Source organism: Tuberibacillus calidus DSM 17572, from assembly GCF_000430685.1.
Lineage (GTDB): Bacteria > Bacillota > Bacilli > Bacillales > Sporolactobacillaceae > Tuberibacillus > Tuberibacillus calidus.
Genome location: NZ_AUMM01000022.1, coordinates 1 through 15,840, shown reverse-complemented (window position 1 = coordinate 15,840; position 15,840 = coordinate 1). Strand labels below are relative to the sequence as shown.

Sequence of the window (15,840 nt, the reverse complement as noted above, 5' to 3'; positions counted from 1 at the left end):
CAAATTATGCTAGAATAGTAGACAGTTCTACATAAAGATGGGGGGAGATATACATAGATGTTATCGAAAATAATGAAAATTTGTCTAATCATGATTGCTGCTGTTGGCTTTTCGGGATTTTTTGACCAACTCCAAGCACACGCAGAACAAGTCACATTTAAGGATGTCAAACCCGGTGACGGCTATTATGATGAAATCATGTTTCTTGCGAAACAAGGCATTGTCAATGGTTACTCCGATGGATCTTTCAAACCAAATGCTAATCTAACGCGGAGAGAAGCTGCGACAATGGTTGGTAGGGCCCTTGGTGTGGACGGAACTCCACGAAAAACAGCCTTTGCTGATGTCAGCGCCAAAGACTACGCATCGGGCTATATTCAATCACTCTATGAAAAGAATTTTATTACCGGGCGTTCCGATGGTTTATTTCATCCAGACGATAAAATCAGCAGGGCTGATATGGCTTACCTTATTACACGTGCTTTTTCTTTACAAGAAATGAGCCAATATCTTCCGTTTTATGATATTGTTCAAGACAGCCCAGAATATGAACCTATTAATAAAGTGACGACAGCAAGGATTACGAACGGTTTTCCGGACGGAAGTTTCAAACCGGGTGAAAAGATTTTAAGATCCCATTTCGCGCTCATGGTCGCGAGAGCCATTAATCCTAATTTTCGTCCTCCCGCTGAAGCGGAGAAGGTTATTTCAACGGGGGAAATGATCGCCTCACAAGTGGCACAATACGGTCCGTCAGACAATTATCATGATGTCGGGACGATTCCTAGCGGCGCCCAGGTAAAAATATATAAAAAAGTTGCCGGGTGGGCCTTGGTTTCCACCGATACGATCAAAGGGTATGTCAAGCTGAAATACGTGAGAGAACCCGATGAACTTCTGAAAGGAAAAATCATCGTCCTCGATCCGGGGCATGGCGGCAGAGATCCCGGTGCGATTGCTTTGGATAAGACGGAAGAGCAGTATATCAACTATAATTTCGGTGTTGCCGCGCAATCGGCGCTGCAAAAAGCAGGGGCCGTTGTCATCATGACGCACCAACGGGATAAGGATTGCAGTCCATCGAAAGACAAGGAGCTGCAATGCCGCGTCGATGTCGCCAAGGCTAATCATGCTGATTTGTTCATCTCCATACACAGCAACTGGTTTTCAAGTGAAGATGCCTACGGCATGCAAACGCATTTTAATGATTTTAATGACCCGGATTATCCCGGGGTCAACGACCATCCTAAGGAGAGCAAAATCCTCGCGAATGTCATTCAGAGCACCGTCCCGCAGGCCATCGGCATGCATTCCAGAAGAGTCGTCGATGACAATCTCTATGTCACAAGAATGAATACAGTACCGGCCGTTTTAATTGAACTCGGCTTCTTGACGAATCCGTCCGATCTGGCAAGACTGGAAGATCCAGCAACAGCGACGAAATTTGGGAATGCGCTGGTTGAGGCTTTGCGTCAATACTTTATGAGTGTCCAATGATCATCATCATCAATAAAACGTGTTCATCATTTAAAGTAATGCGAGGTACGTTTTGTGAGGATGATTGAGAATCATTTTTACTTATTGAAGAAATTGGTCATCATTGAGAGTAATAGTAATATAGACCCCTTGATAATGTTGCGACCTGCATGATGTGTAATAAAAATGTTAACTTATCATAGGATTGTCGAAACAGGGATCTGACAGTAAATATTACATTTTGGTTACAAATGCACGAAAATAGATATAAATTTTAGGAAAATAGTTGAAAAACATCTGCCTTTCTTGTATATTGATGCCAAGGGGCTAAAAGCCGCTTTTCTATTGACGTTATACGCACCAATGCGTATAATTTTAATCAGGTTCCTTACTAATTTTAGCGATTTATGACGTTGGCACTATATCATTCTATTTTTGGTAATATAGTGCTATGAATCTATTTCGCTAAAATTAGTGGAAATAAATAAAAAGATTACATAACGAGGAGGATTATGACGAATGGCGTACCAACCAAAGTCATACCGTAAGTTCTTGGCAGCTTCAGTCTCTGCGGTTGTTGCAGCGTCTGCCATCGCTCCAGTAGCGGCTAGTGCGGCTTCCAACAACTTCAAAGATGTTCAAGCAGGTACTGAACTTGCTGATGCAGTTAATTATCTCGTAAGCACAGGAACGACCAACGGTGAATCCGCTACTGAATTTGGTGTTCACCACGACATCACCCGTGCTCAAGCCGCAAAAATGATCGCTGGTGTAATGGGCCTTGACACGAAGAATGTAAAAGATCCGGGCTTCCCTGATGTCAGCAAAGACAACTACTACTACAGCTACATTGCGGCTGCAGCTAATGCAGGTGTCTTCCAAGGTGACGGTGCCGGCAAATTCAATCCGGACAAACCGATCACTCGTGCGGAAGCAGCAAAAGTATTTGTTAAAGCTTTCGGTCTTGAACTTAAAGCCGATGCTAAGACACCATTTACTGATGTTCCGGATGCTTCAGACAAAAACCTTGGCTGGGCAACCCCGTACATCAACACGCTTTATGCCGATGGTCTTGTTAAAGGTACGAACGATGCTGGTACAACTTATGAACCAAATGGCAATCTTGATCGCGGCTCCTTTGCACTTCTCGCTTATCGTGTGCACCAATTCTTACAAGCGCCTCAAGTTACAAGCGTAAGTGCGATTAACAGTACACAAGCTGTTGTTCAATTCAATACAAAAATTGGTGATGTTGATCCTTCCAACTTTACAGTTGACAATGGTGTATCTGTTATAAGTGCAAAAGTAGACTCAACTGATAAAACTAAAGTTACAATAACGTTTAACAAAGCATTGGAGGATAAAACAACTTACACCGTAACTGTTAATGGTGTTACTTCTGATTCTGGTGTTACTCAAAAAGAAGCTTCATCAAGCACTTTCACATATGAAACTGCTGAAGTAAATTCTATTTCTTTGGATCAAACATCTTTCAACTCATCTACCGGTTTGTCTGCTAATCTTTTAGATTATGTAACAATTAAAGATGAAAAAGGTAGAGATGTTACTTCGGAAATTTTAAATGATATAACAAATTATACAGTGTCAGTTTATACCACCGATGCTAAAATTGTTGAGACAAATGGTGATGTGGTAGCAGATGCTGATGGTTCTGCTTATGTAGAAATTAAAGTTATCAATAACAATACTTCGAAAGTAGTAGCAACTACTGGTGCTGTTAAAGTAACTGTTGCCCCTTACCAATTAGTTTCACTTGAAGGTATTCATTTATCAGATTCATCTGCATCTGTAGCAGATTATAAGACTGCTAAGGCAAACGGTGAAGTTAATACTACTCTTCAAGAAAGCGAAGATGGTAAATATTTAAACGTATTTGTTACAGATTCAGCAGGTAATATTGTGAAATTGGATGCAACTAATGCGAAGATTACCAATTTAACACCAACAGTAGCAATTGTTTCAGAATCTGGCGGAGAATTTGAAGTTAATGCTATCGCTCCTGGTACTGCTAAGGTACAAATTGAAGCTGGAGGATTTAAAACAACCGTAACTTTCAATGTTGTAGCTGATTCTAAAGTTACCTCTGGTGACTTAGATGTTTCATCTTTAACACTTACTACTGATACCAATAGTCCATCATATACTGGTACTGTAACATTATCCTTAAAAGATCAATATGGTAATAAAATTGCTGCTGATGATAGTAAGGTTGTTGTGCGTTACAGCAAAGCTGGTATTGTTAACGTAAGCAAAGGTACTGCTGTTGATAATAAGGTACTTTTAACTGTTACTGCTTATGCAAACGGCTCAACAACAGTATATGTAGATTATAAAGATGCAAATGATAATGTTATCTTCACTAAATCATTTTCTGTAACTGTTAAAGACTTTGGAACAGCTGCAAAATATGATTTAGTTGTATCTTCAACTTCAGCTGATTACCTTGATGCTGATAATGATGCAAATGATACCGGAGTAGACAAATTGGACAATGAAGTGAAGTTTGAATTGTATCAAGTTGATTCAAATGGTAACAGAGTTGCTAAAGTTGATCTCGATGGTACCAATAATCAGTTAGTACTTGATGTAAATGCTCTAACTGATGATGAAAAAGCATTATTTAACGAAGATACAACAACTGGTTTACTAAGTGCATCTGGAGCTTATGATACTTTAACGTTTGCTGATCCTACACTTGCTCAGGAAACGCTAACCAAATCTGGTACTGTAAAAGTAACTGCTTTGGTAAATGGTGTAGCAGTTGATTCAGTAAATGTTACTTATAAAAATACCGATTCTGTTGCATCATCCGCTAGCATTTTAAAGACATCATTGGTTGTTGATAAAGATAATGTTGACAATGTAAGTGATCTTTTATTCGGTATTTACAATTCAAGTACATCCAGCTATTCATTAAATCCTCTATTAACAATAAAAGATCAATCAGGTAAAGTATTAACGTATAATGTTGCAAGTTCTTCTGCACCTGATTCTAATGTTGATGGTATTTACAATGGTTTAAAAGTTTCACCTACATGGGTATCTACTAACGAAAATAATGTAACTGTAGATCCATCTACTGGTGTTATTACGCTTCAATCAGGTAAATCATCAGGTACATTTACTTTAGTATTGTCTAAAGTTCAAACACTTGATGGTTCATCAAATGTAGTAAACAAAGATCTTCTATCAGCCCCTGTTGCCATTGAAATTACAGTAGTTGAGTAAATAAAAAATGTGTATTAAACAGACTTAATTTTAGAGAAGCCGTCTCAAAAGTCCTAGAAAGGAGCTAGATTGGGACGGCTTTTTTTGGTTTCTTATTATATGAGTTCTCTAATGAACTTTGGCTCTATAATATTTGTTGGGGTATGAGAAAAATTCAGACAAAATAATACACGCAACCTCCTATATCCTTTAAACTTGAATGGTCCATAAACAAGTTAAAGATAGGGAGCGCTAGCGTGAATTGAACCACGATTTTACCTGGAATTATAAAGCGGTATTTATGGTTAAGATCGTCAAATAAGAAAACTTGGGTAATCTAAAGTGAAACAAGATAGGACAATAATGGTCCGCAGAGGACTGTTATTGTTTTTTTCTGCTCTGGACAGGTTACATGAAGACTGGTAGGGATTAATATGTCACTCGAAGCTCCTTGTTTAAATCGACTATTGTCTTTTTGTATGCCACAGTTCAATCCCGGCTGAATTTTGGCGGCAAACCTATCCTCACAGTGCCATCGTAAATGCAAATCTCCTTTTTTGCCCCTCCAGCGTCCAATAGATTTTCTCATCATTTCATTGTATAATAACCAATCTATAACCCTGCAAACCTCGGTGAATAAATTTTGATAAAGCAATAGAAGTTCAATTCAAAAGGATGAATTTGACAAAACATGATCTTGTTTAATAAAATGCCAATACAATGAAATTCAATCCTATACGAAAGGAATGAAAAACTTGAAATACGTGTACAGAAATTATTTAGGTCTATATAAAAAGATATATCCAATGGTTTTAACAGGGATGTTCTTTGTTTCATATTGTTACCAAAGGGATGAATTTTTCTGGGGAACCGTTCTCGCCGCTGCTATTTTGATAGGGTACATATATTTGGAGAAGTATTTTCAATTAAAATGCAAAATAGATAAACAAGGGATACGGATCTCTCTTGGGAATTTGAAAACATACTATGCTTGGAAAAACATCGGGCTTGTAAGGGGAGGGGAATACGGCATAGAAATTATTTTAAAAAGTAAAGGTAATATCGAACCGATTATTATACCTTTTTCTCGTCAGAACAAAAAAGGCTATAATAAGCTTCTCGACTTTCTAAAAGCTTTATGCAGGGAAAACCGAATTGAAGTGAGGCTTTAGATGAACCGTCATGACATAAAATACGTATCGTGGAGGGCAGGAAATGGGAGATAGAGAGATGGTCAAACTAAAATCATTAAATGGTATGTTAGACATTGCTCGTGATTTGTATCAAAAGTTAAAGCAGGCCCGTTGGGATGGATTGATAAAAGAGGAGGCGCTGTATGAGGCGCTTTTACAAATTGAGTACGAGAGGCTGACGGCCGAGACCGGAGAAGAAATTAGTGTTTGCGGTTGCGGTGATGTATTTTTCCAAAAGCTTGGCTGCCAATGCGGGGATTGGATAAAAGATAGTGAGGATGCCTATGCGCATACCATGTCAGAATTAGGTTTGCCGTATAGGCCCAGAAACGGCGAAAAAGATGAAAAAGTTGTCTATCTGAGCGAATGGATGGCCGCTCATAATCTTTTAGATAAGTAGGGACGTTTAATTAGCTAACGTCCCTATTTTTACGATCAACCCTTGTCTTTGGGACTACTCCCATGACTTAATTCACAAATCTAGAATCTTACGCTGTCCATTTCCCTTCAAGAATACTGGAGTGTTTAGTGCAAAATAAAAATACAGAGTTCTGCAACAAAAAGTGCAGAGCCTAAAGTAAAGAAAAAAGGCTTGCCAGCCCCTAACATTTCCTCTACTGTGGAAGTTGTGAAATCATAACCAAACAGTGGAGGATCGAAAGGATGCTGACAATGCCTGAAATTAATCGTATCAGAAAACTACGTGAAAAGAAAGGGTTGGCGATTGCGGAAATTGCCCGCAAAACAGGGTATAACTGGAGAACCGTGAAGAAATACGCGGATGGTAACACTTTTGCCCGACAAAAAATAAAACCAAAAAAGGGCATGATGGAAGAGGAGGGATACGGACAAATTATTGATGATTGGCTAGAGGAAGATGCGAAGCTGCTAAGAAAGCAGCGTCGGACGAACAAAACAATGTTTGAAACACTCCAACGTAACCATGGATTTAAAGGATCATATCGCACGGTTTGCGCGTACATACAGAAGCGAAGACCACAGCTGAAGCTGGAGAAAGAACAGCGCTATGAGCGCCTTGAACATCCGCCAGGGGAAGCACAGGTCGATTTTGGGAAGATGACCGTGGTGACAAAGGAGGGGAAGGAGGAAGAACGATCCGTTTTGATCATCAGCTTCCCCTATAGTAACGCCGCATTTGCCTATCCGCTGCCGGCAGAAAACAACGAATGCTTCCTTCATGGATTGACGCAGTTGTTTCGCCAGGCCGGAGGAGTGCCGAAGGTATTGCGTATTGACAACTTGCCTGCAGCCGTCTCATCCATCCAAAAAAGGGGTGGACGCCAATATACCGAGGCCTTTCAGAAGTTTCAGCTTTACTACCGGTTTGATGTGCAGGCGTGCAATCCGTACAGCGGACACGAGAAAGGGAATGCCGAGCGAAAAGTCTATTATACTCGCAACCTTTGTTTTGTCCCCGCTCCGTTGATCGAATCAGATTCGGAGTTAACAAATTGGCTGCATCGCAAGATGGTCGAGGATCGGAACCGTCTACATTATGAAAAGGAGCGGATGATTGAGGAGCTATGGCAGGAAGAACGTTCAGAACTGTTGGCTTTGCCAGAACAGGATCTTCCGATCTTTTCTCTTGATCATGCCTACGTGAACAAGTATGGAGAAGTGACGGTGGATGGGGAGGCGTTCGTCATTCATGGCTTGTCCGTTCCCAATCGGGTGTTGGTGAAAAAGGAATGGGATCGTTTCTTTGTGCTCTCTCCTGACGGGGATGTACACTTTGAGGCACCAAGGCCGTATACGAACGTGAAACGCGAGATCCCTTGGAAGGAGATTTTTGCCGAGTGGGCGGTCAAGCCCCGGGTCGTCGAGTATTCCCGGTTCCGGGCGTACTTGCCGGAATCGATTCAGACCTATTTGCGGGTCTCCTCCTGCGAAGTGTCTTCCCGCTTGAAAGGGCTACGAGTGCTTTTAGACCGATGTACGCTTTACGAAATCGCCCAATGGCTCAAGAAGAAGCAACGATGGGACTTGGCCCCTCATGAAATCGGAGTGTTAATGGAAGCCGAGCACTCCCATTACCCGGCCAAGTGGGAAGAAGCTTATACCCCTTCCGTTTTGGTTGATTATGAAACGGACTTAACGGTGTACGATCAACGCCTTCATCCCGTGAAGGAAGGGGGGTGGCAGGATGAACACAGAGATAAAAGAGATTTGTAAAGCGCTGCACTTGGCGTATATCGCTGACCGATTCGAGGAGGTGGAATTCGAAACAAAAGAACAGTTTTTGCGCAACGTATTAGCGCTCGAGCTGTCGTGCCGCCAGCAGGCGAAACAGGCGCGGCTGATCAAGAGAGCCAAGTTTCGGGAGTTGAAATGGCTCAAGGATTATGAGTGGTCCGATCACATCCATTGGCCGAAGACAACATCGAAAGAGGAACTATGTGACCTTCGTTTTTTGGAACGAAAGCAAAACGTTCTGCTTTTGGGTTCCCCAGGAACCGGTAAAACCCATCTCGCTACAGCACTCGGCATTCAAGCATGTCAACAAGGCCGTGAGGTTCGGTTTTTCCGCGTCGCGGATCTCGTTGCCCGACTGGAGGAAGCATTGAAAAACGGCACACTTGGGCGAATAAAACGGAGCATTGACGCGTGCGAACTGTTGATTTTGGATGAACTTGGCTATGTGCCTTTTCAAAAGCAAGGATCAGAACTACTGTTTCATATCATCGCTGACTGTTATGAGCAAAAAAGCGTCATCGTGACATCAAATCTGGAGTTTGGACAGTGGAATCGGGTGTTTGGGGACAATCGTTTGACGGCTGCGCTGGTGGATCGCTTGGTTCATCACGCCCACATCCTGGCTTTTACGGGGGAGAGCTACCGTCTACGGAACGCTCTCTCTACCATTCCCTCATCCCCTTCCTCCACCTTGAAACCATAAATCTCTGGCCGGCAAGCCTATGTATTTTTTCTTGCACTTCTATGTATTTTTTGCTTGCAAAAAACACTGGAGATAATAAGCCACCCATTTGGTTTCTCCATTTCGCTAGGTCCAAATATGGTGACATCTATTTCTTTGATATAGAGTTGCCATGTGTCTTTTGATAATATTTCTTCGGCATGATTAAGGATTTGCCGATAAATGAACTCAAATCTTTTTCATTCGCTTTTTTAATATAGGAATCGGCCAAATTGGCTAAAACAAAGGGTTCCTTACTAATGGTGAAAAAAACAGTAGGGAGACTCGTATAGTCACTTAAAAAGTGTTCATTTTTACTTGACGGTTACACTTTTTATAAAAGGAAAGGTTCTTGGAATTTTTCTTTAGAAATTCCACCTTTTCTTTTAGGTTGAATGTGTTTTCAGCAAGAGCTTGCCGAAACTAACAGCCTGTTGATATTCCGCTACTAGGATAGAATTTCCCCACTACTCTTATAGTAATATGTCACATGGGTTTCACCTTCATTATTATGTTGGTGATGGCACATCCAAAATTAAATGTGTTGTTTTATGTGTATAAAACAACATATAATGGAGTATAAAAATAATTATTTCTGGCATATAATAATGGAAAGGACTGATGGAAAGTGGGTGTATATACAGTGGCAAAGGAAAATCACCCTACGTTAAACACAAATACTTTGGATTTTTTGAAAAAAAACGTTCTTGGAGTAACGGATGTCACTCGGAGCAATAAGCTGTCAGATATTCTTGATCGATTTTCAAAAGGGCCTACAGATGAAGTATTTGTAATACAAAATGCTAAAAAGAAAAATGCCCAAGCAGCGGTTGTTAGTCTTGAATATTTCGAGCAGTTGCTCACAATTAAGGAAGCACTTGATGAGGCGTTGGATAAAGTGGCTTTAGAAGAAGCTCAAAACCGTGCGGAAAAATCGGCAAACTTTGCTCTTCATGATGTCTTTGATGAAGAAGACATAGATCTTAACCAATTAATGAAACAATTAGAGGAAGAGTAATTTGAAGACGCTAGAGGAATTACAGGCATTTATTCTTGAAAAATATCAAGTTGATCTTAGATTTGTCGATGATGTTAAGCAGGATATAAAGGCAATTAATAAAGGTCATAGGCAAACGGTCTTACTAGAAATATTAAGAAGAGCAAAACAAGGTCCTTTATTTAAGCCAGATGGAGTAGCAGAGTCATTACATGGAGATTTGCACGGTTTTGCAAAAATAAAGTCAAAGTCATTAAATATTAGAATCATTTATAGGCCGGTGGAAGGAAGTCCAGTTAGAATGGAAGTCATTGCAATCGGGCCAAGGGATAAAAGGAAGGCTTACCGGATGGCAGCCGAACGGATACAAAAATTTCTCCAACAAATGGACCAAAATAATGATGAATAATAGGTTGAAGTCTAATAAAAATGTATTAGGCTTCTTTTTTCGTTATTAGTTCCATCCGCCATAAGACCTCTGCCATTGAGGTATATGACCGAATGAATAGCGGACAATGCAATAAGCCGCTCGTTGCATTTGCTTATAGAGCGTGTTATAGGAGACTTCGATTTGAAGAGGATTAGGATTGTTTTTAAAAGTAATGATGGATTCTCTAGGTGTGTTCGGTTTCGGTTGAATGAATCGGATATGGTGATAGAAGAGCCATTGGCACTCAAAAAGCTGAGGGGAGTGAGTCGGGAAAGCATAGATGTGCTCTCGGGGATTGACCGGGATGGGCACCTTGTTCTGGGCGCCCGTCAGATGGATAACCGCTTCACGTCGGCCTTCATAAGTCGAGCCGCCTTCCAAGCAGGCATCCTTTATGATTTGTAAAGGCGTTTTTCTTATGTAGAGAGTTTGGTTGGTTTCAAGCACGATAGAATCGTAGTCTATCGCTTTTGCGGGTAAAATGGCCATCGTCCCTTGATGAACATCGTAATCTTCTAAGATGGGAATAGTCATAAAGATTATCTCCTTTCTTATGGGGCTGACCATTGAAAGATACGTCGGGCAAGGATGACGAGACAATATCGATGGGGGAAATAACTAAAGCGATAATAAAGCTTTTAATGAGCATTTGGAAATGAGTATGGGAAGGATGAAGGATAAGGATAGGATAGGGGAAGAAAATGTCATTCCTCTTCTTGTTTAGATCGTTCGAGAAACCTTTGTGCTTCGATAAGCAGTTGACCAACTGGGACTTTAAGTGCTATGGCAAGTTGGATTAAGATTGTATAATCACAACCTTTCACTCCTCGTTCAATTTCACCGAGAAATTTTTCATTAATTTCGGCCTTCTCAGCTAATTCCTCAATTGTCATGCCTCTTAATTTTCGTATGGCCCTAACCGTTTTACCAACTATCTTTTTGACATTTAAGTCTCTATATTTCAAGGTCTAACCCCTTTTTGACACCATTATCTAAGTGCCATAAGGGAATTTACACAGTCGCATGACGGTAAAAAGGATGATAATGGAAATAAAAGAAAGAATTTTTCATAGAAAAAGGTACCCGCCAACTCATTCTATATGGAAGACAATGTTTGAAACCCTTGCCGATATGTTTCAACGATCCCTCCGATATAAAAAAAGACCTTTAGCCGAGCTAAAAGTCTCTGAAATTTTTTAATGATTTAAGCGATAGGCGCCATCAATGATTTTATTCACCAGCGCAGGCCCGGAATCCCGTCCGTTGACACCGATCCTTTTTATCCTCATCAAATTTAAGTCTGATAGGGAATTGACGCCGAAATTAGTCGTAAAAATCGCTTTGAATCCAATGCTTTGCGCAATGTGTTCCACCTCGTCATTATACACGCCAAACGGATAAGCAAAACCGACGACTTCCTTGTTCAGATGGCTCTCAATTTCGCTTTTTGAAAGAGCAAGATCGTTGGTAATCCGGTTGACATAATCCTCATGGGTTTCCGTATCGAACGGCGTGACCAAATACTCTTTTCCGATTTCATCATTGATGCGCCTATGTTGATCAAACGTATGGCTTTCAATATCCACCAAACCGGAATCTTCCATTTCTTTGGCTTGTTCCCAAGTAAAATGCGGATTTTGTCCTGGCGTTTCACCGACAGATGAAACAATGATAAAAACAGTCATTTTCATATTCAGCTTTTTTAATATTGGAAAAGCATTTGTATAGGTCGATAAATAGCCATCATCAGCAGTCAGCATGATCGGCTTGGCCGGAATCTGACCATTCACTAAGTCTTCGACCGTAATCGTTTGATAGCCTTGTTCTTTTAAATAGGTTAATTGTTTTTCAAATGCCTTCGGATCCGTATTTAAGCTGTCCCCTTTTCCGTTTGTGGGGAAGTTATGCCAGCATAAAACGGGAATATAGGTATCGACGGAAGGTGGTGGAGCCATACCAATTTTAAACGAGTCGTCAAAAATCCTCGCAATAAAGGTCACGACTTCCGCTCTTGATATGGAGGCCTCCGGTTTATACGTATGATTCGTGTAGCCATTCGTAATGTTATTCACAACGAGGTTCAAAATAAATGGGAACGCCCAATTGCTGCGATCGATGTCGGTAAAATGGTAAGAGGGAAAAGCGATGTTGTTTGTCGTGAGATGAAAAGCCCTCACTAAGATGGCGGCCACTTCTGCGCGGGAAATGGACTGGTTAGGGCGAAAGGTGCCGTTGGAATAGCCGGTGACGATGTTTACTTTAGCGGCCGCTCCAATGTATTTGTTTGCCCAATGCGTCTTAGGTACATCTATGAATGAAGCGGAGGAAAGTGGTAAATCCAGCGCAGTGACAACTATTTTCGCCATTTCCGCGCGGGTAATCGTTTGGTCAGGTTTAAACTGACCATTGGAATACCCATTTATGAGCCCTTTATCGGCAATATAATTGATCGCTTCTTTCGCCCAGTGATCGCCAACATCAGAGAAATTGGCGGCCCATGCTGTAGAAAGAAAGTTTTTAATAGGAAGAAATGATAAAAGCATGATAGCCAAAAAAATGATAAAGATTCGTTTCATTGGTACGAACTCCCTACTAAATGACAATGATTGGCATGTTGTCCAAATTGAGTATAAACGATACAGTTTTAATATTTCAATAGCATTACAGTGTAATAAGGTAGTAACTTTTAATCCTTGAGAAAAAGCATCGTCATTTAGGTTTACGATTTACGCGCCTCTATCAATAAATGGGCGGCTGTGCGGGAGTGATCTTGCACGGAAACCAGTGAAGTTTATGAATCGTCGATGATTCACGCCGGTGCAAAACCGTGTGACATTTACGGGATCATACCTCAACGACAAAACGTGTATTCCCACTCGGTAAAGAGTTAGGTTACAAAAATATGAAAGATTTTAAAATCGATTAACGTTTAACTAGATTTTATTACATAAGTTTGGTAATTTAGTAGAAAAGAAGGGGGGACTATATGAAAAAAATCGCATTACCTATAGTGGCGTTTGTATTTATGTTCGCGGTGACTCTATTGAACCATCACGACGCGTATGCCAGCGCTTATCCGTGGGCGGATGAAGCGGCTAAAGCATTAAGCGATCGCGGGATATTAAAAGGCGACAGTTCGGGAGATTTCCTCTTAGGAAAAAAAGTCACGCGATCGGAATTTGCGGCGTTTGTCGGACGGGCATTGAATCTCCAGACCTTCGATACCACGAAATCCTTCTCGGATGTGGATCCCAATCATCCACTTTACAATGAAATTTATGAAGCAGCATCGGCCGGTATCATTAATGGTTATCCTGACGGGACATTCAAACCGGATCAATATATTACTAGAGATGAAATGTCAGTCATGATCTATCGGATGCTAAAGTATAAAGGGATTGTGACGGAAACTAAACCATTGACTTTTGCCGACAAGTCAAAGATTAATAAAGGTTATGTCGAAGCGATTGAAAATTGCGTGGCGTGGTCGATTATTGAAGGATACGGTGATAACACATTTCGACCGAAAAATGATGCCATCCGCGCCGAAGCGGTTGTCGTGATTTACCGCGCTTTAGGCGCCATTGAAAATACGGGTGGTTGGTATCACGTGGGAACGGTTGTTAAGGGTGAAATTCAAGACGGTGCCCGATATTCGCACTTTACCGATGCGCGTAATCACGCGACCGCGTCCAATCAAGTGGTGACACTCAATAACAAAGTGGTCTGGATGCATAGCGGCATTGTTCGCACGAGTGCCATGGTCACGTTCGGCGACACTTATGTTTCATCCAATACGGAATTGAAATATCTCGGTTCCGACGCCTATAAGGTTAATATTGAACTTAATGGGAACAAAGGCAGTGTGGATCAATCAAAAGTCACATTGATTCCTAATGGTATGATTGATGGCAGATCCTATTATAAAGTGAGCGGAAATACCCTCTATCATTATGTCTACCAACCATTGTCCGGACAATATGCCGCCTACCAATATGGCTATGCGCCGGGGTTCATGACTGAAGGAGTCAAATATTACAGCTGGGACGGCCATAGTTTCTATACCACATGGAACGCCACTGGGAAACCGGTCGGCACGGCTTATCAATATTTCGATATTTTGCCGTTAAAAACCAAAACATCTTATACAGCGGATCAGCTCAACCAATTTGTAAAAGATAATATCCCTAGCACCTACGCAAAAAAATTAGGCGGTCCGGGGCCGTTAGCCAAACTCGGCAATGCCTTTATAAAGGCACAAAATGATTATGGTGTCAATGCGATGTATCTCTTGGCGCACGCGATACATGAAAGCGCTTGGGGATCAAGCGATATTGCCCAGAATAAACATAATCTTTTCGGATTGGGCGCAGCTGACAGTGACCCTTATAATGGGGCAAAACAATTTGCGACCTACGAAGAGTGCATCGATTACATGGGACAGTTTGTTAAGGATAACTATTTAACTCCAGGAACTTGGCGTTATTTTGGCGCGATGTTAGGTGACAAAAATGCCGGTATGAATATGAAATATGCCTCAGATCCTTATTGGGGACAAAAGATTGCCGGCTATATGTTCCAGATTGATAAATATCTCGGCGGTCGTGATTTTAATAAGTATGTGTTAGCGGTAGCGACGGCCGATTCCTTAAACGTGCGCGCCAATCCGACAACAAGCTCTAAAATATTGTACCAATATCCCGAAACGCATTCCGGGGCTGGGATGATTGTGACGAAAGAAGTTTCAAATGGGGAAGGAACATGGTATGAGATCCTTTCCGATCAGTCGGATTTCCGAAGCCCGGTAAAAGCTTATGTCTATCATAACGGCACATATGGGCTGCTCGCCAATAAAGTGACGATTGCCAAATAAAGAAGATCAAAAAAAGGCTAGGACATTGCTAGCGAAAACAAACGAAAAAAGTTCCGATTATCGCTCTTTGATAATCGGAACTTTTTTGTGCTGTTATTTCCCTTATCTTTGGTTGATTAACTATTCATGGCGGTGAACTTTCCCAGGTTCACCGCCATGCATGCAAAGCCACATTCATTTTTCACTTTTTTTTGCCTCTCACTGACAAACGAGTGAAATACTAATTAACCTTCAGATATCCTAAAACGGGTTCCACATCCATTTTTCGTTTCACCAGTTTCTTTTTCGAAAGCTTCTATCTAATGATAAGTGGGTTAGGTGATTACCAACAAGCAGAAACTCCTACCACTCGATGGTATTGACCGGTTAGAGTAAAATTTTTATGGGCGAAATGAAAGGTATTAATGGGACTCTTTGGTATAAAGAGGAGTCACAGCGAAGCTGCTTGCCTTTGACCGCAGATCGCCCGATTCTTGGCGTCCGGCGGAAGGGGTCGGGGCCCCGCCGACGGATGCTTAGAATCGATTGCCCGTGTTACACTGGCCACTCGTTGAGCCGCTTAGGCTAAATTTTTCGGTGAGACTGTGGCGTTAAGCGTAACACGGGCACAGACAAGGTCAAAGGTGACGGAAAAATGGGATAGAGATTTCGTAAAGGTGGTCACGTAAGGAGGGTAAAATACAAGAAAAGAGGGCCACTATTTTGTAC

The 15,840-nt window shown here is 41.4% G+C and carries 12 protein-coding genes and 1 pseudogene; 9 read left to right on the top strand and 4 right to left on the bottom strand.

Annotated elements, in window-relative coordinates; translation table 11 throughout:
* The first annotated feature begins 57 nt into the window (after positions 1–57).
* From H532_RS0106975 to H532_RS0106940, 8 genes are all read left to right on the top strand, one after another.
* Positions 58–1,497 (top strand): N-acetylmuramoyl-L-alanine amidase, encoded by a 1,440-nt coding sequence (locus H532_RS0106975; RefSeq protein WP_027724894.1) that lies wholly within the window; start codon positions 58–60, stop codon positions 1,495–1,497.
* A 498-nt stretch (positions 1,498–1,995) separates the two neighbouring features.
* Positions 1,996–4,725, top strand: a complete 2,730-nt coding sequence (locus tag H532_RS0106970) for an S-layer homology domain-containing protein (protein WP_027724893.1) — start codon at positions 1,996–1,998, stop codon at positions 4,723–4,725.
* A gap of 734 nt (positions 4,726–5,459) precedes the next feature.
* Positions 5,460–5,876, top strand: a complete 417-nt coding sequence (locus H532_RS0106965) for a hypothetical protein (protein ID WP_027724892.1) — start codon at positions 5,460–5,462, stop codon at positions 5,874–5,876.
* 43 nt (positions 5,877–5,919) lie between these two features.
* Entirely contained in the window at positions 5,920–6,297 is a 378-nt protein-coding gene (locus tag H532_RS0106960; protein ID WP_027724891.1) for a hypothetical protein, read from the top strand.
* Positions 6,298–6,560: 263 nt separating this feature from the next.
* Positions 6,561–8,090: an IS21 family transposase gene (istA, locus tag H532_RS0106955; protein ID WP_027724890.1), complete on the top strand. Its 1,530-nt coding sequence runs from the start codon at positions 6,561–6,563 to the stop codon at positions 8,088–8,090.
* On the top strand, positions 8,062–8,814 hold the full coding sequence (istB, locus tag H532_RS0106950) for an IS21-like element helper ATPase IstB (RefSeq protein ID WP_027724889.1): 753 nt from the start codon (positions 8,062–8,064) through the stop codon (positions 8,812–8,814). Before istA ends, istB begins: the two co-directional genes overlap by 29 nt.
* Before the next feature lie 661 nt (positions 8,815–9,475).
* Positions 9,476–9,850 carry a hypothetical protein gene (locus H532_RS0106945; protein ID WP_245566425.1) on the top strand — a complete coding sequence of 125 codons (375 nt, stop codon included), beginning with the start codon at positions 9,476–9,478 and terminating at the stop codon, positions 9,848–9,850.
* Position 9,851: 1 nt separating this feature from the next.
* Entirely contained in the window at positions 9,852–10,238 is a 387-nt protein-coding gene (locus tag H532_RS0106940) for a type II toxin-antitoxin system RelE family toxin (protein ID WP_027724887.1), read from the top strand.
* 45 nt (positions 10,239–10,283) lie between these two features.
* Here the strand turns inward: H532_RS0106940 and H532_RS0106935 are convergent, their stop codons facing one another.
* From H532_RS0106935 to H532_RS19525, 3 genes are all read right to left on the bottom strand, one after another.
* Positions 10,284–10,793, bottom strand: a complete 510-nt coding sequence (locus H532_RS0106935; RefSeq protein ID WP_027724886.1) for a competence protein ComK — start codon at positions 10,791–10,793, stop codon at positions 10,284–10,286.
* A 170-nt stretch (positions 10,794–10,963) separates the two neighbouring features.
* The gene (locus tag H532_RS18120; protein WP_038111752.1) at positions 10,964–11,224 is read right to left on the bottom strand and encodes a helix-turn-helix domain-containing protein; all 261 of its coding nucleotides are present in this window, start codon (positions 11,222–11,224) and stop codon (positions 10,964–10,966) included.
* A 231-nt stretch (positions 11,225–11,455) separates the two neighbouring features.
* On the bottom strand, positions 11,456–12,835 hold the full coding sequence (locus H532_RS19525; protein ID WP_051263196.1) for an S-layer homology domain-containing protein: 1,380 nt from the start codon (positions 12,833–12,835) through the stop codon (positions 11,456–11,458).
* Between the two features lie 410 nt (positions 12,836–13,245).
* On the opposite strand from H532_RS19525, the gene H532_RS18115 reads away from it, so the two are divergent.
* Positions 13,246–15,132 (top strand): S-layer homology domain-containing protein, encoded by a 1,887-nt coding sequence (locus H532_RS18115; RefSeq protein ID WP_051263195.1) that lies wholly within the window; start codon positions 13,246–13,248, stop codon positions 15,130–15,132.
* A 116-nt stretch (positions 15,133–15,248) separates the two neighbouring features.
* Here H532_RS18115 and H532_RS20605 read toward each other — a convergent pair.
* Positions 15,249–15,427, bottom strand: a pseudogene (locus H532_RS20605) (transposase); the annotation flags it as partial.
* Between the last annotated feature and the right edge of the window lie 413 nt (positions 15,428–15,840).

Bases quoted from the DNA above. Each gene is read 5' to 3' on its own strand.
- H532_RS0106975 (WP_027724894.1), top strand. From the start codon at position 58: ATGTTATCGAAAATAATGAAAATTTGTCTAATCATGATTGCTGCTGTT.
- H532_RS0106970 (WP_027724893.1), top strand. From the start codon at position 1,996: ATGGCGTACCAACCAAAGTCATACCGTAAGTTCTTGGCAGCTTCAGTC.
- H532_RS0106960 (WP_027724891.1), top strand. From the start codon at position 5,920: ATGGGAGATAGAGAGATGGTCAAACTAAAATCATTAAATGGTATGTTA.
- istA (WP_027724890.1), top strand. From the start codon at position 6,561: ATGCTGACAATGCCTGAAATTAATCGTATCAGAAAACTACGTGAAAAG.
- istB (WP_027724889.1), top strand. From the start codon at position 8,062: ATGAACACAGAGATAAAAGAGATTTGTAAAGCGCTGCACTTGGCGTAT.
- H532_RS0106935 (WP_027724886.1), bottom strand. From the start codon at position 10,793: ATGACTATTCCCATCTTAGAAGATTACGATGTTCATCAAGGGACGATG.
- H532_RS19525 (WP_051263196.1), bottom strand. From the start codon at position 12,835: ATGAAACGAATCTTTATCATTTTTTTGGCTATCATGCTTTTATCATTT.
- H532_RS18115 (WP_051263195.1), top strand. From the start codon at position 13,246: ATGAAAAAAATCGCATTACCTATAGTGGCGTTTGTATTTATGTTCGCG.